This window comes from Paraburkholderia sp. J7, from assembly GCF_905220155.1.
Lineage (GTDB): Bacteria > Pseudomonadota > Gammaproteobacteria > Burkholderiales > Burkholderiaceae > Paraburkholderia.
Genome location: NZ_CAJMYZ010000016.1, coordinates 65,199 through 87,779 on the forward strand (window position 1 = coordinate 65,199; position 22,581 = coordinate 87,779).

At 65.7% G+C, this 22,581-nt stretch carries 20 protein-coding genes; 10 read left to right on the forward strand and 10 right to left on the reverse strand.

The features are described from left to right. Positions 1-11: 11 nt before the first annotated feature. Both U5A58_RS24890 and U5A58_RS24895 read right to left on the reverse strand, forming a co-directional pair. Positions 12-773, reverse strand: coding sequence for an SDR family oxidoreductase (locus tag U5A58_RS24890; protein WP_321963463.1), 762 nt, complete (start codon positions 771-773; stop codon positions 12-14). Between the two features lie 268 nt (positions 774-1,041). Continuing rightward, entirely contained in the window at positions 1,042-2,058 is a 1,017-nt protein-coding gene (locus U5A58_RS24895) for a LysR family transcriptional regulator (protein WP_321963464.1), read from the reverse strand. Between the two features lie 174 nt (positions 2,059-2,232). Between U5A58_RS24895 and U5A58_RS24900 the strand changes: the two genes are divergently transcribed. Further along, a complete protein-coding gene (locus tag U5A58_RS24900) occupies positions 2,233-2,889 on the forward strand; it encodes a glutathione S-transferase family protein (RefSeq protein WP_321963465.1) in 657 nt (218 codons plus the stop codon). Positions 2,890-2,899: 10 nt separating this feature from the next. On the opposite strand, the gene U5A58_RS24905 is transcribed toward U5A58_RS24900, so the two are convergent. After that, entirely contained in the window at positions 2,900-4,927 is a 2,028-nt protein-coding gene (locus tag U5A58_RS24905; protein WP_321963466.1) for a pyridoxamine 5'-phosphate oxidase family protein, read from the reverse strand. Between the two features lie 33 nt (positions 4,928-4,960). Then, positions 4,961-5,602, reverse strand: coding sequence for a glutathione S-transferase (locus U5A58_RS24910; RefSeq protein ID WP_321963467.1), 642 nt, complete (start codon positions 5,600-5,602; stop codon positions 4,961-4,963). Positions 5,603-5,729: 127 nt separating this feature from the next. Between U5A58_RS24910 and U5A58_RS24915 the strand changes: the two genes are divergently transcribed. Further along, positions 5,730-6,674, forward strand: a complete 945-nt coding sequence (locus U5A58_RS24915; RefSeq protein WP_321963468.1) for a LysR family transcriptional regulator — start codon at positions 5,730-5,732, stop codon at positions 6,672-6,674. Between the two features lie 14 nt (positions 6,675-6,688). On the opposite strand, the gene U5A58_RS24920 is transcribed toward U5A58_RS24915, so the two are convergent. Together U5A58_RS24920 and U5A58_RS24925 are read right to left on the reverse strand one after the other, a co-directional pair. After that, a complete protein-coding gene (locus U5A58_RS24920; protein WP_321963469.1) occupies positions 6,689-7,753 on the reverse strand; it encodes a hypothetical protein in 1,065 nt (354 codons plus the stop codon). A 268-nt stretch (positions 7,754-8,021) separates the two neighbouring features. Further along, positions 8,022-8,618, reverse strand: coding sequence for a sigma-E factor regulatory protein RseB domain-containing protein (locus U5A58_RS24925; protein WP_321963470.1), 597 nt, complete (start codon positions 8,616-8,618; stop codon positions 8,022-8,024). 104 nt (positions 8,619-8,722) lie between these two features. Here U5A58_RS24925 and U5A58_RS24930 point away from each other — a divergent pair, with 104 nt between their 5' ends. The 5 genes from U5A58_RS24930 to U5A58_RS24950 all read left to right on the forward strand — a co-directional run bounded on the left by U5A58_RS24930 (position 8,723) and on the right by U5A58_RS24950 (position 14,333). Then, the gene (locus U5A58_RS24930) at positions 8,723-9,262 is read left to right on the forward strand and encodes an SRPBCC family protein (RefSeq protein WP_321963471.1); all 540 of its coding nucleotides are present in this window, start codon (positions 8,723-8,725) and stop codon (positions 9,260-9,262) included. A 134-nt stretch (positions 9,263-9,396) separates the two neighbouring features. Continuing rightward, positions 9,397-9,873, forward strand: coding sequence for a ferritin-like domain-containing protein (locus U5A58_RS24935; protein WP_321911023.1), 477 nt, complete (start codon positions 9,397-9,399; stop codon positions 9,871-9,873). A 19-nt stretch (positions 9,874-9,892) separates the two neighbouring features. Then, the gene (locus U5A58_RS24940; protein WP_321963472.1) at positions 9,893-10,579 is read left to right on the forward strand and encodes an ABC transporter ATP-binding protein; all 687 of its coding nucleotides are present in this window, start codon (positions 9,893-9,895) and stop codon (positions 10,577-10,579) included. A gap of 3 nt (positions 10,580-10,582) precedes the next feature. Beyond that, positions 10,583-13,216, forward strand: a complete 2,634-nt coding sequence (locus U5A58_RS24945) for an FtsX-like permease family protein (protein ID WP_321963473.1) — start codon at positions 10,583-10,585, stop codon at positions 13,214-13,216. Positions 13,217-13,220: 4 nt separating this feature from the next. Beyond that, positions 13,221-14,333: a lipocalin-like domain-containing protein gene (locus U5A58_RS24950; RefSeq protein ID WP_321963474.1), complete on the forward strand. Its 1,113-nt coding sequence runs from the start codon at positions 13,221-13,223 to the stop codon at positions 14,331-14,333. 5 nt (positions 14,334-14,338) lie between these two features. Here U5A58_RS24950 and U5A58_RS24955 read toward each other — a convergent pair whose 3' ends face one another. The 4 genes from U5A58_RS24955 to U5A58_RS24970 all read right to left on the reverse strand — a co-directional run bounded on the left by U5A58_RS24955 (position 14,339) and on the right by U5A58_RS24970 (position 18,517). After that, positions 14,339-15,184 carry a GNAT family N-acetyltransferase gene (locus U5A58_RS24955; RefSeq protein ID WP_321963475.1) on the reverse strand — a complete coding sequence of 282 codons (846 nt, stop codon included), beginning with the start codon at positions 15,182-15,184 and terminating at the stop codon, positions 14,339-14,341. Positions 15,185-15,275: 91 nt separating this feature from the next. Further along, entirely contained in the window at positions 15,276-16,949 is a 1,674-nt protein-coding gene (locus tag U5A58_RS24960; RefSeq protein WP_321963476.1) for an AMP-binding protein, read from the reverse strand. A gap of 142 nt (positions 16,950-17,091) precedes the next feature. Continuing rightward, positions 17,092-17,637: a hypothetical protein gene (locus U5A58_RS24965; RefSeq protein WP_321963477.1), complete on the reverse strand. Its 546-nt coding sequence runs from the start codon at positions 17,635-17,637 to the stop codon at positions 17,092-17,094. 76 nt (positions 17,638-17,713) lie between these two features. Continuing rightward, entirely contained in the window at positions 17,714-18,517 is an 804-nt protein-coding gene (locus U5A58_RS24970) for a LytTR family DNA-binding domain-containing protein (RefSeq protein WP_321963478.1), read from the reverse strand. Between the two features lie 204 nt (positions 18,518-18,721). Here U5A58_RS24970 and U5A58_RS24975 point away from each other — a divergent pair, with 204 nt between their 5' ends. From U5A58_RS24975 to U5A58_RS24985, 3 genes are read left to right on the forward strand one after another with little or no spacing between them, the layout of a single operon-like run. Next, entirely contained in the window at positions 18,722-19,600 is an 879-nt protein-coding gene (locus U5A58_RS24975) for a xanthine dehydrogenase family protein subunit M (protein ID WP_321963479.1), read from the forward strand. A 17-nt stretch (positions 19,601-19,617) separates the two neighbouring features. Next, the gene (locus tag U5A58_RS24980; protein ID WP_321911010.1) at positions 19,618-20,148 is read left to right on the forward strand and encodes a (2Fe-2S)-binding protein; all 531 of its coding nucleotides are present in this window, start codon (positions 19,618-19,620) and stop codon (positions 20,146-20,148) included. Positions 20,149-20,165: 17 nt separating this feature from the next. Then, positions 20,166-22,580 carry an aerobic carbon-monoxide dehydrogenase large subunit gene (locus U5A58_RS24985; RefSeq protein ID WP_321963480.1) on the forward strand — a complete coding sequence of 805 codons (2,415 nt, stop codon included), beginning with the start codon at positions 20,166-20,168 and terminating at the stop codon, positions 22,578-22,580. The last annotated feature ends 1 nt before the right edge of the window (position 22,581 follow it).

The following is a 22,581-nucleotide window of genomic DNA, read 5'->3' on the forward strand; positions in this document are numbered from 1 at the left end:
TCAGGCGCCTCTCAATCAACGGGAATCGGGTTATCGACGACGAACTGGTTGAACTGTTCGACGAAAGCGTGTTCGTTGGGTCCGGCGTTGTCGCGCATCGGCTTCGCCGCATCGACCACGACCTCCGTCGTCGCGGTTTCCAGCAGCTTCAGCGTTTCGGCGATGAAGGCGTCGAGCGGCATGGCGCGCGGGTCGCCGCTCTTGTGAACGAGGTCCGTATCGACCCAGGGCGGCGCGATCTCGAGCACCTTCACGCTCGTATCGCGCAGCGCGAAGCGCTGCGAAAGCGTGTACGAGTGAATCGCTGCCTTGGTCGCGGAGTACAGCGCCGTGGCCGCGAGCGGCACATACGCGAGCACGGAACTGTTGTTGATGATGTACGACTCTGATTGTTGCTTCAGATGCTCGACGAACGCGGCGCTGACGCGGACCGGACCGAGCAGGTTGGTGTTCACGAGCCGCACGGCCTGTGCGTCGTCGAGTGCGCCGCCGGCGTCGTCGAATGGCATGATGCCGGCGTTGTTGATCACGACATTCAGCGACGGATAACGCGCGATCAATTGCGCGGCGACTTCGCGAATCTGCGTGGCGTTGCCGATATCGAGTTCGACGGTATCGATGCCGGGATTGAGCCTCGCGATCTCGTCGAGCAGAGACTTGCGCCGCCCCGCGACGATGACCTTGTTGCCACGGCGATGGAGGGCTTCTGCCAGTGCGCGCCCGATGCCCGAGGTGCCGCCCGTGATGAATACGGTATTGCCGCTGAGTTTCATGATTGTGCTCCTGATTGCAACGAGTTAAACGTTAGGATGGCGAATTAAATTTAACCGAGCCCCACGCAAAAAAATGCCGCGACACCTGCGCGCGCCGCATTGGCGCTGCGCCGGCGTTGCGTCGGCACACCGGTGCGGGGGTCACTCGCCAAACGAACCATGATCCGATTGTGGTGGCTAACGCCGGCCCGATAAATCTCGCGTTCGGTTCAACAGTGTTATCGGAAAGGAGAACAATGCGCAGTGGTTGCGCCTGATTATGTTCGCGCTACCCAAGGGGCAGCGTTTCGTCCCCAGTAAGGTTGGCGCCAACGGCATCCCGGGCGTCCTGGGCGTCGACGCTCGTCGGGCGGCACCGCGCTTCGGCTTCCGGGGTGCTGGACATCAACGGGTTCGTGCGGAACAGTTCGGCGATCCAGTCGATAAACGCGCGCACGGTGGCGGAGAGATGGCGGCTGTGCGGATAAACAGCGGAAATGGGCAGCGTCGGCGGCTTCCATGGCGAAAGGATTTCGACCAATGCGCCCGATTCGAGGTAGGGCAGCGCGATGAAGCGCGCGCCCTGAGCGATCCCGAGCCCGCTTAGCGCGCCGCCCAGATACGCCTCGGCGTCGTTCACGGCGATCGAGCCGGACATTTTCACCTCGGTCACTTCGCCGCCATCGGCTTCGAACGTGAGAGGCATGATGCGGCCGGTGCGGGGCCAGTAGTAATTCACCGCGCGGTGACTGGCCAGCTCGGCCAGGGTTTGCGGGGTGCCTGCCTTGTCGAGATACGCCGGGCTGGCAACCGTGACGGCCTGATACACACCGACACGACGCGCGACGAGCGACGAATCCTGCAGGGTGCCAATGCGCACCACGCAATCGATGCCTTCCTGGACGAGATCGAGCGGTTTGTCGCCCAAGCCGAGCATCAGGTCGATTTCCGGATACCGCTCGTGAAAATCGCCCAGCGCGGGCATGACGATGAGGCGGCCGAGCGCGCCGGGCATGTCCACACGCAGCTTCCCGCGCGGGGAACGCTGCTTGCCGAGGAAGGAGCTTTCGATATCGTCGATGTCCGCAAGCACGCGCACACAACGCTCGTAGCAGGCCGCACCGTCTGGCGTCAGGTTGATACTGCGGGTTGTGCGTTGCAGCAGGCGTGTTTTGAGGTGCGCTTCGAGGCTTTGGACGATCACTGTCACGCGCGCGCGGGGCATGTCCAGCGTCTCCGCCGCGCGCGTGAAGCTATTGGTCTCCACCACTCGCGCGAATACTTTCATGGCTACCACGATATCCATGTCCTCACCTCGTCGGATCCGGGCGAGGCCAGCACGCCCAGCGCGAAGTCTAAACTGCCGCTGCCGACGGTGCCACGGGCCCGCCGCGGCTCCTCCACGGCAACGGCGTCTCCCGTGCAAAGCCGCTAAACTCGGCTTTCTGCGCTGTCCAACGCGCACCGCTGGAGATTGCCGATGAAACTGGTGGGCCCGTGGATATCCGGCTACACGCGGCGGGTGGGGATCACGCTAAACCTGCTGCAGATTCCGTTCGAACATCTGGCTTATCACGCCTATCGGGAACCGGAACGCGTGAGGGTGTTCAATCCGATGGTGCGCGTGCCCGCACTGCAGCTGGACGACGGCCAGGTGCTCATCGACAGCCACGCGGTCGTCGACTATCTGGACAGCATCGTGCCGGCCGACCGGCGCTTGATGCCGGCGAGCGGCCCGGAGCGCGTGCGCGCGATGCAGCTCGTCGGCTACGGTTGCGCCTGTTACGACAAGGTGGCCCGCTATTGCGACGAGCTGATGCTGCGTCCCGAGGCCCACCGGCTCGCTCACCTGCAGGCCGGTTATCGGGAACAGCTGCAGAGCGGCTTGTGCGTGCTGGAAGCGGCGCATGCGGACCCATGGCTGCTCGGCTCGCGCATCTTGCAGGCCGACATCATGGCAGTCGTGGCGTTCCAAAGTGCCTCGGCGGTCTTGCCCCGCCTATTCCACGGCGAATCGTTCCCGCAACTGGCCGCGCTCGCGCAGCAAGCGATGCAATACACAGCGTTTTCCTCGACGCTCCCCGACCTGGAGGAACTGCAGGCCTCGGGTCTCATTGACGCGAATCACGGCGTGTAGCGAACAGCGGTTAGAGATCCAGCGTCACGCCGCCCGCCGCCGGATGCCCGACGCAGATCAGCGCGTAGCCTGGCTCGACGTCGAATTCCGGCGCTTCGTCGTATTCCACGCCGCCTTCCAGCACGCGCGCGGCGCAGGTTCCGCACATGCCGGAGCGGCAGTTGGACGCCGCGTTCGTGCCGCAGCGCTCGGCTGCATCGAGCAGCGAACCCTGCTGCGGCTCCCAGCGAACCGTTTTCCCTGTGCGGGCAAATGTCACCGGACCGCCTTTCGTCGCGTCTCCCGCAATGGGAGGTTGCTCAGGCGACGTACGCTTCACGCTCGACGGACCGAACGCCTCGAACCGGATGCGCTCGTCGGCGATATTCAGCGCGCGCAGCCCGTCGTACAAGTCGCGCATGAATGCTTCGGGGCCGCACAGATAGAAGTCGTAGTCGTCGAACGGCAGGAAGCGGCGCAAGGCATTCACGTCCACACGGCCCGCGAGCCTCTCGCCATCAGGCGCGTCGTGCTGCGCGGCGCTGTCGTACAGATGCACCGACACGTTCGGATGCGCACGTTCGATCTCGCGCAGTACGGCGGCGAACGGTCTTTCGTGCTCACCGCGCGTACCGTGGAACACATGGATACGGCGCTGCGGTTCGAGCGCGAGCGCCGCGTCGAGCATGGCCAGCATCGGCGTGATGCCGATACCTGCCGCTGCCAGCACGATCGCGCGCGGGCTGCTTGCATCGAGCTTGAACGACCCGCGTGGCGCCAGCGTGTCGATCAGCGAGCCGATGCGCGCGTGTTCATGCAGCCAGCGCGACGCCGCGCCGTCGCGCTTCACGCTGATCCGGTAGCGCGCGGGTCGCGCGGCATCGTGCGCCGCAGAGAGCGTATACGTGCGCGTGAGCGGCTTGTTCGATCCCGGTGCGGCGACGCGCAGTGGAAGGTACTGCCCGGCTTCGAATGGTGTGAGTGGCCGACTGTCCACCGGTTCGAAAGAGAATGAACGGATCGTTGGAGATTCGTCGTGCACGTCGGCCACGCGCAGCGTGCGCCATGAGGGTGCGTCGGCTTTTTTCGGCGCAGCGGCTAACACCTGCTCGAACTGCGGCGCATAGTCGACCGCCGACCAGCGCAGCGGCAACGCGCCTCGCACGCGCCGCACCTCGTGCAGATGAAAGCGAACCAGCCGCTGCGCCATCGGGAATTGCGCGACCTCCGGGCCGTCCCAGATCACCTCGGCGCGCACGGCGAGATAGAGCAGATCGCCGCGCTCGAAGTCGACGAACAGCAGCCCCGCGCGCGGCTCGCGCAGCAGGTTGCCGATCGTGTTGAAAAAATTGTTGCCGCTGAAGTCGGGCGCGGTCAGCGTGCGCGCGTCGTCGATCCGCACGAAGCCGGGCACGCCGCCGCGATGCGAGACATCCACGCCGCGCCCGGCTGCGGCTGCATCGTCGAGATTGGCGCTCGCGATAAAAAATGCGTCGGCGCGGGCAATCAGGGCGCGGTCGTCTTCCGAGAGTGAATCCGCGTGTTCGACCGACGCGTTCGGCGGCAGGTTGCCGACGAACGTCGGCTCGCGGCCGTTGATGTACTTCGGGCAGTTGCCGAAGCTTTGCTTGACCGCGAGCGTGACTACGTCGCCGTCTACCGCTTCGATCACGCCATTCACGCGGTTGCGCCGCCGCGTGTGCGGCTGGATGCCGAGCCCGCCGATTCGCGCGCCCGGCACCCAGCTTCCCGCGAGCGGGTCGCCCGGCAACGCGCCGCCGTCGATGCGCAGCGTGCGGCTGTCCGGCGTCGATACGAAGCCCGCCGTGTTCGCGCGCATCGTCGCCCAGGGCTGACTGTTTGCATCGACGCCGCCGAACACCATGAACGGCAGCATCGCGAAGAACGCACGATGCTGGTCCGGCATCTGGTCGCGAATACCGCGCGAGCCGTACGCGAGCGCGATGTCGGCGACGCCCGCCCGCGATTGCGCCTCACGTTCGCCGTCGTGAAACGGGCCGATCGCGTGATAGGGGTTCAGTTCAGGCAGTGCATTCATGACGGTCTCGGGTTGGCGACGCGCGCGTGCGGTTCAGGCCGCTAGCAGGCCCGCTTGCGTCGATGGCATTGGCACGAAGCCCGGCAACGCGGCGACGCGTTCGAGCCATGCACGCAGATGCGCATACGGCTCGAGCGACACGCCGCCTTCAGGGGCATGCGCGATATACGTATGCGCGGCGATATCGGCGATCGTTACGTGACTGCCTGCCGCGAATGGCTTGTGCGCGAGTTCGGCATCGAGCAGCGGCAGCAGGGTTGCAGCGGTTTCCTGTGCGCGCGCCAGATCGAGATCGCGCTTGAACACATGGACGAGACGCGCGGCGCACGGGCCGTATGCAATAGGGCCGGCGGCAAGCGACAGCCAGCGTTGCACGTTTGCCGCGCCGAGTGCGTCGTCCGGCAGCCACGACGGATCGCCGTAGCGCTTGGCCAGATACACGAGAATCGCGTTCGAATCGAACAGTACCGTGTCACCGTCGACGATGGTCGGCACCTGGCCGAATGGATTGAGCTTCAGATACGCGCTCTGGCGATGCTCGCCTGCGGCGAGATCCACCGGCACGATCTCGAACGGCAGATCGAGCAGGGAGAGGAAGAGCCGCACGCGGTGCCCGTGACCGGACAGCGGTGTGGTGTACAGGCGGATCGGCGTGGCGGGACGGGCAGCAGGCATCGGCATTCTCCATAACGAAAGCGCTTCGGAAAGAAGCGGCAGGGAGTTTGCAGATTAGGCAATGACTGCGTGCGCGAGAAGACTGCTAAGCTTGTAATCATTTTCTATCGAAAGTGGACAATCGCCGATGACCGATGTGCGCGACGTCAATCTGAACCGGCTGGCGGTGTTCGTCGCCGTGGTCGAAGCGGGCTCGCTGACGGCGGCGGCCGAGCGGCTTGGCATTGCCAAGACGATGGTCAGCGCGCATATGCAGCGACTCGAACGCGAGATCGGCGCGAGCCTGATCGCACGCACCACGCGGCGACTTTCCGTGACCGACGCGGGCCGCGCGTTTTACGACGCCAGTTGCCGCATCCTGCAGATGACGGAAGAGGCCCTTTCGGCGGCGTCGGGCGAGGCATCGCCCGCGCGCGGTACGCTGCGGGTGAGCGCGCCGGTCGACTACGGCGCACAGGTCGTGGCGCCCGCGCTCGTCGATTTACGCGGCGCGTATCCGGAACTCGAAATCGAACTGGTCTGTGCCGACCACTATGTCGATCTGATCGGCGAGGGCATCGATCTGGCGGTGCGGCTGGGCAACTTGCCGGACTCGAACTACCGTTCGGTGAAACTCGGCAGCTACGTGCGCTGGCTGGTCGCGAGCCCTGCGTTCGTCGCGCGGCACGGCATGCCGGGTTCGCTGAAGGCACTGGCGTCCTTGCCGCATATCGCGATGACGGTGCTGCGGCATCCGTCGACGCTCGAGTTGACGCGCGACGCCGGGCGGCTCGCCGCGGGCCGCGTCACCCGCGACAAGGCCGTGCGCCGCGTGCGCTGCGTGAACGCCATGAGCGTGAACACGGCCACCTCGGCTCGCGCCGCGGTCCTCGCGGGCGGTGGCTTTGCCGCGCTGACCGACTTCTCGACGCGCGCCGATGTGGCGTCTGGCGCCCTCGTGCGGTTGCTGCCCGAATGGTCCGGCGTGCCTTCGAACGTGCAGGCCGTGTTTGCGCCGACGAGCTATCCGTCGGGCAAGGTGCGGGCGGTGATCGAGGCGCTGAAGGCGCGGGTCGCGAAAAGCGCGGCGTGAGAAATACTGCGCCTTCAAATGTCGAAGGGTCGGGGTAGGGTCCCCGCGTTTGCAGTCGTCCCGGTTGTTCCCGTGAAAGGCGACTCGAACGGCGCGATTTCGATTTCCGGATTGACGAGGTCGCTCTCACGCTCGCGCTCGTACTGCTCGGTCCAGATCTGGCTATCGGGAAACCAGAATGCGTTCTCGCGCGGTGCCACGGCAAGCCTGACCCGCAGCGAAGGATTGAAGATTTTGGACCATGCAGACAAATAGGAGGGCGTCTTGATCAAATGCCCGCAATTGGCCAGCAGCAGGCTCGCGACCAGGGCTTCGCGGGCGATGGCGAGTCCGGGATGACCGCTGAAGTGCACGGGTTTTTCACCGCTCGCGAGCAGCGCGGCAGGCGCGACGTTCACGGGCACCGCGAAGCCCCACTTCAGGAAGAAGTCAAGAAACGCCTGCTCGTCGCTGGAGACGAAGATGCGGGTGAGATGGCGATCTTCCGCAAGCGCTTTCTCGACCTTATGGCAAAACGCATTCCATTCGATCGTATGGGCTTCGAACTTTTTATCCGTGCCGCGAAAGTGGACGCCCAGTGTCGATGAACCGATATCGAGCCGTTCGCTGATGCGCGCGACTTCCTCCCGGATCGACTCGCTTGGCCGGTAGTTCGACAGGAACAGTGTGCTCGCCCGCTGCAGCCCGAGGCCGGCTTCGTAACGGCGAAAACCCAGATCGCCGAGATCGCGCACGACCGACGTTCGCAAACCAGAGCGCTGCGCTTGTGGCATGGCAGGCAGTGCGAGGTTTTCAAAGCATTCGGCTAGCCAGTCGATTTTGCCTTGCGGGTCGCCATAACTGCCGCCACGCGCGGAAATGACGGGCGTCAGACGCTTTTCGTCGCAGTACAGGAGGGTGCACAGGACAATCTGCATGACGGAAAAGAAGCCCGAACTCGCCCGGATCTCGATGACGAAGTGGCCGCGGTTGAGGCGTTGTCTGGCATGGAGGGCAACGCGGCCTGGCGTATTGAGCGCATTTTTGAAGTCTTCGCTGCGCCGCACCTGCCTCGCGAAATCAACAAGGTTTCTGAACATGCCATGTCCCTTCGATCCAGGCGACGGAGATGACTACGCGAGCGGGGCGCCCGCGGTCGATTCCGTCGATGGATTCGCGTTTAACTGCGTTAGCAACGATTGGGGATGAGACGTCTGTTTTCCGGCGATAGCTTAATTGTCGTGCCCGTGTGGGTTCACCGGTTCTTTGGCATCCTAACAGGTTGAGGCATTCCTGGCTGGCGTGTTTGCGCATGGATTAAGCTGAGGATTCAGCTGGCTTGCCCGATGCTAATCGCCGCTCGCGCGCCTAGGCAAACGGCCAGAGCTGCGCATCCGGCACGTCGATGCGCAGGTTCTCCATCAGCACCGTTTCGATCGGCTCGCGCGATTCGCCCTCGCTTACGACCTTGATGGGCAGCCCGTGGCTCATATCGAACCACAATTCATAGCGGAACACGCCGCTCGCCCGGTATCCTGGCCGGCACGCCACGATCACATGCGCCGCCTCGCGCGCGTCGATCGTCTCAGCGCCGACGTTTTGTGTGTCGCCATGTTGTTGGAGCGCGCGGACATTGGCGAGCAGGGCGCCGATATCGGACTCGTCCACGCGATGCCCCTGCGGGCTCTGGATCATGTGATTGTCGGGGCTCAGCGTGAGCCGCGGAAACGTGTCGATGCCGAACGGCCAGAGCTTGACCTTGCCCGATTCAGGGCTGAAGGTGAGTGTCGCGCCCGCATGCGGCCGGATGAAGTCCATCCGAACGAAACCCGGCTTGCGGTAACCATAAAGTACCTCGACCGTTTCCGCCCGCGCCGATGTCGATTTCAGCGTGACCTGATAGTTTGCGAGCGCATCGAAGCGTGCCTGCGCGACGGCCACGTAATCGCGGACTGGGAGCGCCATCGCCGCCTCCTATACTCCAACGTGGATGATGCGTCATTCTGGAGCACGGCTTCGCCCCCCGCAATGCAGACCTGGCCGTATTGCAAACCAGGAGGAAGCGAACGATGGCGGAATTCCGTCTGACCACCTTGTGGTGCATCGAGGCGCCGCTGCAGCCGGTTTGGGACGCGATCCACGATTCGATGACCTGGCCGAAGTGGTGGAAGAGTGTCGAAGCCGTGCGCGAGTTGCAGGCGGGCGGGACAGACGGTCTCGGCGCGGTGCATCGCTACACCTGGAAGGGCGCGTTGCCCTATCGCGTGATCATCGACGTGCGTGTGACGCGCGTCACGCCGCTCGTGGCGCTCGAGGGCGAAGCCAGCGGCGCGCTGGAGGGCGTGGGGCGCTGGCATTTCGCAGCCGACGGCAACCGCACGATGGTGCGCTACGACTGGCAGGTCAGGACGGCCAGTGCGTGGATGAGCGCGGTCGCGTTCGCGCCGCTCGCGCGGCTGGTATTCCGCTGGAATCACGATTCGATCATGCGCGAAGGGGGGCGCGCACTGGCGCACCTGCTCGAGGCGCGGCTTGTCGATTGCCGCGCCGAACGTGACGCCAGGCGTAGCACCAAACACAGCACCAAGCGCAGCACCAAGCCGCGATAAGTGCAACAATCGAACCCGTTGGCGCGCTTGTACACCGCTTGTACACGATTGCACGTGCTTTTCCGCCCGATTTCTGCGAGAAGGAGGCGTGATGAACCACCCCCACCGCTTACTTGCCTTGCATGGGAGGCAACATGACTGAGATCGAAAAGGAGCCGGTCGTCGCCGTGCTGAACAAGATCCTCGAATCCGAGCTGGCGGGCGTGGTGCGGTACACGCACTATTCGTTCCTGGTGTTCGGATTCGGCCGCATTCCGATCGTCTCCTGGCTGCGGCAGCAGGCCGACGAATCGCTCCTGCATGCGCAGCAGGCCGGCGAATGGATCACGACGCTCGGCGCGTATCCGTCGCTCGAAATCGGACCGCTGCTCGATTCCCATACGTTCGATATCGGCTCCATCCTGCGCGAATCGCTCGAAGCCGAACAGATCGCGCTCGGTCTGTACCGCGAGCTGCTCTCGCTCGTGGCAGACCGCTCGGTTGCGCTCGAAGAGTACGCGCGCCAGATGATCCAGGTCGAGGAACTGCACGCGGGCGAGGTCGACAAGATGCTGCGCCGTCCCGGCTCGACCACGACCTCGCCGCAGCACGGCATGGGGCTGGCCGAATAGGCGCGCTAGCCGGGCCGCTATGCTGACGCTCGCCAATGTGTCGAAGCACTACGACGGCACCACGCCGCGCAACGTGCTGCGCGGCGTGAATCTCGAACTGGGCTCGGGAGAGTGCGTCGCGATCATGGGCGAATCGGGCGCGGGCAAATCGACGCTGCTCAATCTCGCGGCCGGACTCGACCGGCCGGATGCGGGACACATCGTCTTCGACGGCAACGACCTCGCCACGCTCGACGACGACGCTGCCACCCTGCAGCGCCGCCAGAAAATGGGTTTCGTGTTCCAGGCGTTTCATGTGCTGCCGAATCTCTCGGCGGCGCAGAACATCGCGCTGCCGCTGCTGCTGAACGGCGCGCGCGCGAAAGACGTGCCGGCGCGCGTGTCGCTCGTGCTGCAGGCGGTCGGGCTCGGCGGGCGCGAGCACGCGTTGCCGCGCGAGTTGTCGGGTGGCGAATTGCAGCGCGTGGCGATCGCACGTGCGCTCGTGCATCAGCCGCGTCTCGTGCTGGCCGACGAGCCCACCGGCAATCTCGATCACGACACGGCGATGCGCGTGCTCGCGCTGCTGCGCGATCTGGCGCAACAGAACGGCGCAGGCGTGCTGCTCGCGACGCACTCGGCTGCCGTGGCGGCTGCCGCCGACCGCGTGCTGCGGCTCACGCCCGACGGGCTCGAGCCGTACACGCCGCGCGCAGGCGGCGCGTAGGCGATGCGCTGGCTCGGCGCCGAGCGCGCGTCGCGCGACTCCGACGCAGCGCGTGCATCGCGCTGCCCGGGCCATGGCATGCCCGCTGGCGGAGTCGGTGCGGCGCTCATCGGCGGGGAAATGCGCGCGCATCCGCTGCGCACGTTGATCGGCATTCTCGCGATCGCCGCGGGCGTCGCGATGGGCTACGCCGTGCAGTTGATCAATCGCGCGGCGCTCAACGAGTTGTCGGCCACGGTCAACTCGCTGATGGGCAACGCCGATCTCGAACTGCGCGGCCCGCGCGCGGGCTTCGATGAGGCGCTGTATCCGCGTATTGCGCGTTTGCCCGAGGTCGCGGCGGCCAGCCCCGTGGTCGAGGTCGACGCGCGCGTCGCGGGACGCGACGAGTCGTTGAAGCTGCTGGGCGTCGATGTCTTTCGCGCAGGCTACGTCACGCCGAATCTCGTCGGGCGCGTGGATCGAGCGGATCGCGCCAGTCACACGAATGGCGCGAAGGCAAGCACCCTCGATCTGCTCGACCCCGACACGGTGTTTCTCTCGCCCGCCGCGCTGACCTGGCTCGCGCTCAAGCCCGGCGACACGCTCACGGTACAGGTCGGGCTCGCTTCGGTCGCGCTGCGCGTTGCGGGCGTGTTGCCCGCGTCGGGCGATGCGGTGCGCGTCGGCGTGATGGACATCGGCGCCGCGCAATGGCGCTTGCAGCGGCTCGGCACGCTCGAGCGCATCGACATCAAGCTCAAGCCGGGCGTCGACGCCGAAGCGTTCGCGCGTTCGATCGCGCCGCGATTGCCCGCGGGTGTCTCCGCCGTCACGCCGCGCGACAACGCGCACCGCACATCGATGCTTTCGCGCGCCTATCGCGCCAATCTCAACGTGCTTGCGCTCGTCGCGCTGTTCACGGGCGCATTCCTCGTCTTCACGATGCAGGCGCTCGCCGTGCTGCGGCGCCGCGCGCAGTTTGCGCTGCTGCGCGCGATCGGCGTGACGCGGCGGGGCGTGCTATGGCTCGTCGTCGCGGAGGGCGCGATCCTCGGCGTGCTCGGCGCCGCCGCGGGGCTCGCCATCGGCTTCGCGCTCGCGGCCGCCGTGCTCCGTTATGCGGGCGGCGATCTGGGCGGCGGCTATTTCGAAGGGGTGCAGCCGCGCTTGTATTTCGATGCGCTGCCCGCCGCGATATTTTTTGCGCTGGGCGTGGCCGCATCGGTGCTCGGCAGTCTCGCGCCGGCGCTCGAAGCGGCGAGGGCGCGGCCCGCGCGGGCGCTGAAGGCGGGCGACGAGGAAGCGCCGGCCGCACGCTTGCGCACGAAGCGCACCGTTGCGGCGGCGCTGCTCGCGCTCGCCGCCGGGCTCGTGGCGGCGCTGTTGCCGCCCGTGGCCGGCTTGCCGGTGTTCGGCTATCTCGCCATCGCGTTGTTGCTGCTGGGCGGCGTGCTCGCGATGCCGGCCGTCGCGCGTGCGGTGTTCGCCTTGCTGCCGCGCTCGAATCATGTCGTGCCGCAGCTTGTGCTCGCGCAGCTCGCCAATGCCCCCGGCCGCGCGACGATCGGCCTGGCGGGCATCGTCACGAGCTTCAGCCTGATGACGGCGATGGCGATCATGGTGTCGAGCTTTCGCGTCGCGGTCGACGACTGGCTGCAGTTGCTGCTGCCCGCGCCGCTTTACCTGCGCGCTGCGCCCGGCGGCGACAGCGCATTCCTCTCGCCGGGCGATCAGGCGGCCATCGCGGCCACGCCAGGCGTGGCGCGCGCGGAGTTTCTTCGCGCGACGCAAATCTCGCTCGACGCTCGCCTGCCGCCTGTGAGCCTGCTCGCGCGGCCCATCGATGCGCGCAATCCCGCCGCGCGTCTGCCGCTGACGAGCGCGCCGCTCGCGCCGCAGCCCGGCGACCCGCCGCCCGTGTGGATCAGCGAGGCCGCCGCCGATCTGTATGGGATGCACCCGGGTCAGCGCATTACGCTGCCGCTGGCGGGGCAGCGCCTCCCGTTCACGGTGGCCGGCATCTGGCGCGATTACGCACGCCAGTTCGGCGCCATTGTGATCGACGCGAGCGACTATCGCCGCCTGACTGGCGACACACGCGTGAGCGACGCCGCCTTATGGATCGCCCCGGGCGTGGCGCCGGCGCAGGCGATCGCGCGCTTGCGCGAGGGCGTGCGCGGCGGGCAGCGTCTGGAGTTTGCGCAGCCCGGCGAGATTCGCGCGGCGAGCCTACGGATTTTCGATCGCAGCTTCGCCGTGACGTATCTGCTGGAGGCGGTGGCGGTGATCATCGGACTGTTCGGCGTTGGCGCGAGCTTCGGCTCGCAGGCGCTTGCGCGCACGCGCGAGTTCGGCATGCTGCGGCACATCGGCGTGACGCGCCGCCAGATCGGCGTCATGCTCGCGATGGAGGGTGCGCTCGTGGCGCTGCTTGGCGTGCTCGCCGGGCTGACGCTGGGCCTGGGTCTCGCGATGGTGCTCGTGCATGTCGTCAACCCGCAGTCGTTTCACTGGACGATGAGCGTGCACATGCCGTGGGGGTTGCTCGCCGCGCTGGCGTTGGCGGTCGTCCTCGCCGCCGCGCTCACGGCGCTCCTGAGTTCGCGCGCGGCAATGTCGGTGGACGCGGTGCGCGCCGTACGCGACGACTGGTGACGCGATGAGACGGCGCACGTTCCTTTTTTGGCCGCTGGCCGCCCTGACGCAGAACGCCGCGCGGGCGAGCCTGCCGCAATATCCGCCGGTCACGAGCGGACAGCCGCTTGTGTTCCCGCGCGACTATGGCGCGCATTCGAGCTTTCGCAACGAATGGTGGTACGTGACGGGCTGGCTGCAAACGCATGCCGGTGCATCGCTGGGTTTCGAAGCGACATTCTTCCGCTCGCGCCCCGCGCTCGATGAGGCGAACCCGAGCCGCTTCGCGCCGGATCAATTGCTGTTCGCCAACGTGGCGCTGAGCGATCCTAGCGCGGCCAGCCTGCAGCACGACCAGCGCGTCGCGCGGCGCGGCTTTGGACTTGCCGAAGCGAGCGAGACGGACACGGCCGTTCATATCGACGACTGGTCGCTCGTACGCAATGCTAACGGCCGCTACCGCCTGAACGTGGCCACGCCCGGCTTCGCCTTCGCCTTCACGTTGGCGCCGGCACAGCCGGTGCTCGTCAACGGTGCAGGCGGGTATAGCCGCAAAGGTCCGCTGCCGGAGGAGGCCAGCTACTACTACAGCCAGCCGTGGCTGCAGGTCGAAGGCGTGCTCGAACGCAGTGCCGATGCGCGCGGCAAAGGGGAGCCCGTGCGCGGGTTGGCGTGGCTCGACCACGAATGGTCGTCGGCGCCGCTAGCCGACGACGCCGTTGGCTGGGATTGGATCGGCATCAATTTCGACGACGGCGGCGCGCTGATGGCCTTGCAGATTCGCGACAAGGCAGGCCGCAAGTTCTGGGCAGGCGGCACGCTGCGCGCCGCCGATGGAAGCACGCATGCGCTATCGCCCGATAGCATTCGTTTCACGCCGCTGCGCCGGTGGCGTTCGCCGCATACCGGCGCGGAGTATCCGGTGGCGATGCGCGTCGATGCGCAGGACCGGCATCTGACGCTCGTGCCGCTCATGGACGATCAGGAATTCGACAGCCGCGTGACGACCGGCGCGGTGTATTGGGAGGGCGCCGTGACGGCCTTCGAGGCGGGCGCAAGCGCGGCAAAACCGGCTGCAAAACCGGTCGGACGCGGCTATCTCGAGCTGACGGGCTATGTCCAGCGGCTTGCGCTTTAGCAGCCTCATCCCAGTTCGAACGACGTCACCCCGAACACCCGATCCATCGCAATCGCGGGTGCGCCTTTCGTGTACATTCGCGCGGTTTCGAAGACGCTCGCCATGCCGTGCCGCTCGGCCAGCGCGACGGCCGCGGGATTCGTCTGCGGTACGTCGAGCACGATGACCTCGCCGGGCATGCGTGCCGCAAGCGCGCGAAAGAGGCCCGTGGCGACGTCCGCGTCGTCGGCGAACAGCGGGCCGATCTTGCAGCCCGCCTGGCAGCGGCGCACGACGCCGTATCCGGCGACCCGGCCCGCGTCGATGGTTGCGAGCGCAACGGCATCCGGCTGCGCGATCCAGGCCGAGAGGAAGCGCTCACGCTGCGCGGGAAAACAGGAGCGATCGTAGGCAAGCAGCTGCGCGAACGGCACGTCGGCCACCGCCGCCACATGCGCGCAACCGATGCCGCTCACGAGGCCCTGATAGCGGATGTTGCGGTACGCGAGCTGGAACCCGGACTTCCGGTAGTTCGCCTGCTGGGCAACGACGCCGTCGAGGCCGATGTTGCGGTCTCCCAGGTAACGCATGCCATGCTGCCAGGTCCGCAGGCCGAAGCCTTTGCCGCGAAAACCGGGTTTCACGATGTAAAGGCCGATGAAGCCAAAGCTGTCGTCATAGGCGACGGCGCAAATGCAGGCAACCGGCTCGCCGCGCCAGACGCCGACGAAGAAGCCGTCCGGGTCTGCTTCCCTGAAACATGGCGGGTCGTGCCAGCCGGGATTCCATCCCTCTGCGGCGGCCCATTCCACCGACATGGCCACCTCGTCGGCCGACATGGTGCGCACGATGAAGTCGTCGGTTTCGTCCATGAGACTGGAGCACGCAGTTCTTGCAGCAGTGGTCAGGGGGCACGACTGCCCGTTCGTCTGGATTATGCCACCGCTGAATAGCAACGCCGCGCTACACGGCCAGCCGGTCTCGCAACTGCCGCCGCAGCACTTTCCCAACCGGCGTTTTCGGCAAATCGTTCACGAAGACCACGTGCTTCGGCACTTTGTAAGCGGTGAGACTGGTCCGCGCAAACTCGATCACGTCCGCCTCGGTCAGCCTGGGTTCTTTTTTCACCACGAAGGCGACAGGCGTCTCACCGGATTGCTCATCCACCACACCCACGACCGCGACTTCCAGAATGCCGGGATGCCGAAACAGCACGCCCTCCACCTCGTTCGGGTAGACGTTGAAACCGGAGACCAGAATCATGTCCCGCTTGCGGTCGACAATCCGGATCACACCGCGCTCGTCCATGATCCCGATATCGCCGGTCGAGAAGAATCCATCGGTGCCGATTGCCTGGGCCGTTTCCTCCGGCCGGTTGAAGTAGCCCTGCATGACTACCGGTCCTGCAACGCAGATTTCACCCGGCATACCGGCGCAGACGGCCGCGCCGCGTTCGTCGCGGATTTCAATGCGCATGGATGGCAGCGGCACGCCGATCGTGCCTTCAAACGCCGTTTGCGTGACGGGATTGGCCGTCACCGCGCCGGCGGCTTCAGATAGCCCGTAGGCTTCCACCACCGGGCAGCCCGTCACTTTCTGCCAGCGCTCGGCAACGGCAGGCTGGGTCGCGGTGCCTCCCCCGAAGGTGCTGCGCAACGAGGAGAAGTCGAGCGCGCGAAAATCCTCGTTGTTCATCAGCGCCGTGAATAGCGTGTTGAGGCCGCCGAACACGGTTGGCCGATGCGTGACAAAGTCCTTCACGAGCGAAGGAATATCGCGTGGGTTCATGACCAGAACGCAGCGGGTGCCCAGATGCAACGAAACGAGGCATTGGCACACCAGAGCGGCCACGTGGTACAGGGGCAGGGCGATGAGCGTGATTTCGCCACTCTCGCGAAACACCGGTTGGACCCACGCGGCAAAGATCAGCACGTCGGCGAGCACGTTGCCGTGCGTGAGCACGGCCCCTTTGGGTTCGCCGGTCGTGCCGCCGGTGTATTGCAGGAACGCCCTTGTCTCGCGGTTCAGCGCCGGCCTCGTGAAGTCCGTGGCGGGACGGGCGGTCATGGCAGTCTTGAAGGCGATCGCACCGGGAATCGTCCAGTGCGGAACGAGCTTTTTCTTTTTTCGCACGACATAGTCGACGAGGACGGATCTCGGGAAGCGCTGCATCTCCGCCACGCGCGCGACGATCACATGCTCGATGGCGGCGTGGGCGAGCGCCTGCTCGAGCGTGGCCGCGGAAACTTCCATGACCACGATCGCACGCGCACCGGAATCCCCGATCAAATTCGCCAGTTCCGGTGCGGTGTAGAGCGGATTCACGTTGACCACGGTGAGCCCGGCACGCAGCGCGGCAAACATTGCGATGGGGTGTTGCAGGGAGTTCGGCAACATCAGTGCAATGCGGTCCCCGGGCTGGAGACCAAGGTCTTTCTGGAACCAGGCGGCGAGGCGCGCGGAGTCCTCTTCCAGCTGACGATAGGTGAGATCCACACCGAACTGATGAAAGGCGACACGGTCGCCAAAGCGGGCGACGGCGTGCTCCAGGAGGGCTGCCATCGAGGGGTAGTCATTGAGGTTGACGTCTGCCGCGACGCCGGCGGGATATTGCGAAAGCCAGGGCAAGTTCGACATGTCGTCCTCCGCTGCGGGGTCGCTTTGGCGTTCGCTGATTCTAATTTTGGACTCCTAGCGTATTCTCGCGGTGACTGGCCAAGTGTGCTCTAGCGCACGTACGCGTGCGATCCGATGCGCATTCGTGCGCGAAGGGCGATGGCTATTCGACGGGCGCCGGCTGAATGCCATTTTCCGGTTGAGGTTCTCTGGGCAGTTGCGACGCAGGCTCGAGGTCTTCTTCCGGCGTCGGCTCGACGGTTTGAACGACGGGCGGCGCGACACTTTTGGTCACAACGGGCACCTCGGAGACTGGCGCGCTCGCTCTGGGCTGCGCGGTGTGGGCGGCGGTCATGCCCGTGCCGACGTTCGAACTCGTGGTGTTCGCGCTTTTGAGCAGCCCCCGCGAATCGAACAGGAACACCGCCGCAGACGAATGTGTATCCGCGCCAGCGACGAGCGAGCCGATGAACGGGATATAGCTTTCCGGGTGCGGACGTGACGTGACATAGGTGTAGACGAGCAGCGTCGAGCCGTCGTCCAGCGCGGTCTCGACCGACGGCGGGCCGAGCACGGCTGTCACGTCTTGCAAGGTTGTCACGCCGTGCCGGAAGTTCGCCATCTGCTCGGGCCTCACCTCGACGCCGGCCGACACACAGCCGGCAAGCAGTGCGCCGCACAGTAGCCCAGTGACCACTTCGCGATTCATCACGCCTCGCCCCCCTGATATGGATTCTAGGACGAATGCGTCGGGCCGGCTGGCGTGAAACGATCGGCGCCGGCGTTCAAACCACGCCCAGCCACTCTTTCAATTGTGCGGCGCGAGACCGGCTCACCGGCACGACGCTGCGTTCGCCGTCGTCCATCACGAGGTTCACGCTGTCGTCGGCTTTGACGAGTTCCACGGCGTACGGCAGGTTGACGATATGGCTGCGATGCACGCGCACAAACGCGTTGCTGTCGAGCCGCAGCTCGAGGTCGGCGAGCGACAGGTTGGAGAGGTAGCGATCGTCCTTCGTGACGATCGTCGTGTAGTGGCCGTCGCCCTGAAAACGCACGATGTCCTTCAGGTCGATCAGGATCACGCGGTTCTTGCGGTACACCGGAATCTTGAAGAGCCGCCGCGGCGGCGTGGGCGCACCGGCATGCGACTCGGAGGAGGGCTCGGTCGTCAGGTCGGTGAGGTCGTAAAAAATCATGCAGGTGCCGCACGTGCCGTTCATGTCCGACATGCGCGAGACCTTGAGCATGAGAAGGCGGTCGGGAATGTTGATCATCATCGCGACCGGCGGCGGCGACTTCACGGGGCAGCCGCCGGCGTCGCGCGACTGCAGCAGGAAGCGCAGCTTGTCGCGGCTTTTTGCCGGGTGCAGCTGCACGACGTCAATGCCGAACAGCTTGTCCTGGGCTACGCCCAGCGACTGCTCGCCCGCGGGGCCGAGAATTTGCAGCGCGACGTCGTTGAACGCGCTGACGCGCCCCTGCGCGTCGAGCCACACCACACCCGGATTGAACTGCTCCAGGCGGTGCTGAAAAGACTCGGCGCGGCGCGCGTCGGTGGTCGGCATGGCGTGCTCGAACGGTTTCATCCAGGGTTCTCCCCGATGCGGCCGCGGCGTTGTGCGCGGCGTTTGCGGCGGCGGGACGCTGCCTCCGTTTTATGTCCTTTCCCCTTTTCGCGCAAGTTTTCCGGCACCCGGCGCAACCAGAACGCCGTTCGCGAAATCCCGTTGAATTGCTGCGTTGCATTGTGAAATCCTGAACTGCAGGACGATGCCAACAAGGAGACTAGTGTGATTCCCCGCCCATTCGAATACCACGCTCCACAAACCTTGTCCGAGGCGTTCGCGCTGCTCGGCACGCACGGCGAGACGGCCAAGCTGCTCGCGGGCGGCCATAGCCTGCTGCCGATGATGAAGCTGCGCTTCGCGCAGCCCGATCATCTGATCGATCTCGGGCGGCTCGCCGAACTCAAGGGCATCCGCGAGGAAAACGGCACGCTGTGGATCGGCGCGATGACAACCGAGAACGAGCTGATCTGGTCGGCGGTGCTGCAGGCGCGCTGCCCGCTCATCGTCGAGGGCGCGCGGCAGATTGCCGACCCGCAGGTGCGCTATCGCGGCACGCTGGGCGGCGATCTTTCGCACGGCGATCCAGGCAATGACCATCCCGCGTTGATGATCGCGCTCGACGCGTCGTTCGTGCTACAAGGCGCGGCGGGCGAGCGCGTGGTGAGCGCGGACGGCTTCTTCGTCGGCACCTATGCGACGCTGCTCGAGCCGGGCGAGATCATGACGGGCATCCGCATTCCCGTGCCGCCGCCCGGCACCGGCTACTGCTATGCAAAGCTCAAGCGCAAGACCGGCGACTTCGCAACCGCGGCGGCGGCTGTGACGTTGCACCTGGCCGGCGGCAACGTCGAGCACGCGCGCATTGCTCTGACGAATGTCGGCGACACGGTGATCCGCGCGGTGGACGCCGAGCAGGCGCTCATCGGCAAGCCGTTCGACGCACGCGCGCTCGACGAAGCCGCGCGGCTCGCCATGGCGGCATGCGATCCGGTGGAGGATTTGCGCGGCGACGCCGACTACAAGCGCGCGATGGCGGGCGAAATGACCCGCAGGGCGCTCACTAGCGCTTACGAACGGGCCACGAACCCGGCACGCCCCTGACTCACGGAGAACGCGAAATGGCCAGCAAAACCATGGTGTCGTTCAGCCTCAACGGCAGCGAGGTCGACGTCGTCGTCGAGCCGCGCGAACTGCTGATTCACACACTGCGCGAAAAATGCCAGCACACCGGGCCGCATATCGGTTGCGAGACGTCGCATTGCGGCGCCTGCACGGTCGATTTCAACGGCATGTCCGTGAAGTCCTGCACGCTGCTCACCGTGCAGGCTCAGGGCGCGGAAGTGCGTACGGTCGAAGGGCTCGCACAAGGCGGCACATTGCATGCGCTGCAGGAGGGCTTCATGCAGGAGCACGGGCTGCAATGCGGTTTCTGCACGCCGGGCATGCTGATGCGCGCGTACCGCCTGCTGCAGGAGAACCCCGATCCAACCGAAGCGGAAATCCGCTACTGGATGGCGGGGAACCTGTGCCGCTGCACGGGCTATCAGAACATCGTGAAGGCCGTGCAATACGCGGCGCGCAAGCTGCGCGGCGAAGCGGTCGAAACCTCGCATCCGCTCATCGAAGCGGGCGCGGCACAAGCGCACTGAGCGCCGGGAGACACGTCATGGGCAATCTCGACGCCAATCTCGAGCGTCTCGCCGCGCTCGAAGGCATGGGCTGCTCGCGCAAGCGCCGCGAGGACCCGCGTTTCATCCAGGGCAAGGGCAGCTACGTGGACGACATCAAGATGCCGGGCATGCTGTTCGGCGTGATGGTGCGCAGTCCTTACGCCCACGCACGCGTGAAGCGCATCGACAAGTCGCGCGCGCTCGCGCATCCGGGCGTGCACGCCGTGCTCACGGCGGATGATCTCAAGCCGCTCAAGTTGCACTGGATGCCGACGCTCGCAGGCGACGTGCAGGCCGTGCTCGCCGACGAAAAAGTCTGCTTCCAGAACCAGGAAGTCGCGTTCGTGGTGGCGGACGACCGCTACGTTGCGGCCGATGCGGCCGAACTCGTCGAAGTCGAGTACGAGGAATTGCCCGCGCTCGTCGATCCCATGAAGGCGCTGGAGCCCGACGCGCCCGTGATTCGCGAGGACATCCGCGACAAGGATACCGGCGCACATGGAGCGCGAAGGCATCCTAATCATATTTTCACGTGGACGATGGGCGACCGCGACAAGACGGACCGCATGTTCGAGAGCGCGGAGGTCACGGTCAAGCAGGATATCGCGTATCCGCGCGTGCATCCGTGCCCGCTCGAAACCTGCGGCTGCGTCGCGTCGTTCGACAAGGTGCGTGGCGATCTCACGGTCTACATCACCTCGCAGGCGCCTCATGTGGTGCGCACCGTGGTCGGGCTGCTCTCGTCGATTCCGGAGTCGAATATCCGCATCATCTCGCCCGATATCGGCGGCGGCTTCGGCAACAAGGTCGGCGTGTATCCGGGCTACGTGACGTCGATTGTCGCGTCCATCGTGCTCGGGCGTCCGGTCAAGTGGATCGAGTCGCGCAACGAGAATCTCTCGAGCACCGCATTCGCGCGCGACTATCACATGACCGGCGAGCTGGCCGCCGACAAGGACGGCCGCATCAAGGCGCTGCGCGTGAATGTGGTGGCCGACCACGGCGCGTTCGACGCGTGTGCCGACCCGACCAAGTGGCCCGCAGGCATGTTCCACGTCTGCACGGGCTCGTATGCGATCCCCAATGCGTTCGTCAGCGTCGACGGCGTGTACACGAACAAGTTTCCGGGCGGGGTCGCGTACCGCTGCTCGTTTCGCGTGACCGAGGCCGTCTACCTGATCGAGCGGATGGTCGATGTGCTGGCGCAAAAGCTCGGCATCGACAAGGCCGAGATCCGCTTGCGCAATTTCATTGCGAAGGAGCAGTTTCCGTACACGACGCCGCTTGGCCTCGAATACGATTCGGGCGATTACGAAACGGCGCTGAAAAAGGTGCTGGCCGCAGTCGACTACGACGCGCTGCGCGCGGAGCAGGCGCAACGCCGCGCGGACCCCGATGCGGAGTGGCTCATGGGCATCGGCCTCGTGAACTTCACCGAGATCGTCGGGGCGGGGCCGTCGAAAATGTGCGACATCCTTGGCGTGGGCATGTTCGATTCCTGCGAGATCCGCGTGCATCCGGACGGCTCGGCCATCGCGCGCATGGGCACGATCACGCAGGGCCAGGGGCACCAGACCACCTACGCGCAAATCATTGCGTCGGAGGCGGGCATTCCGGCCTCGAAAATCACGGTGGAAGAGGGCGATACCGCCACGGCTCCGTACGGGCTCGGCACTTATGGCTCGCGCTCGACCCCCGTTGCGGGCGCCGCGGTGGCGCGCGCCTCGCGCAAGATTCGCGAGAAGGCGCGCCGCATCGCCGCGCATCTGCTCGAAGCGAGCCCGGACGACGTCGAGTTCGATCTGGATCGCTTCGTGCTGAAGGGCTCGCCCGACCAGTTCAAGACCGTGAAGGACGTGGCGTGGGCGGCGTATAACAACGTTCCCGAAGGGCTGGAGATGGGCCTCGAGGCCGTCGACTACTACGATCCGCCCAACTTCACGTTTCCGTTCGGCGCCTACGTGTGCGTGCTCGACATCAACCGCTATACCGGCGAGATCCGCGTGCGCCGCTTCTACGCGCTCGACGACTGCGGCACGCGGATCAACCCGATGATCATCGAAGGGCAGATTCATGGTGGCCTGACCGAAGGGTTCGCGGTGGCGCTGGGCCAGGAACTGCCGTATGACGAAGCGGGCAATCTGCTCGGCGCGACGCTGCTCGACTACTTCGTGCCGACGGCCGTGGAAACGCCACATTGGGAGACGGACTTCACGGTGACGCCTTCGCCGCATCACCCGATCGGCGCAAAGGGCGTGGCCGAATCGCCGCACGTGGGCTCGATTCCGTGCTTCACGTCAGCGGTGGTCGATGCCTTCGCGCACCTCGGCGTAACGCACATGAACATGCCGCACAACGCGTACCGCGTGTGGCAGCAGTGCCGCGAACTCGGATTGACGCGGCCCGCCTGAG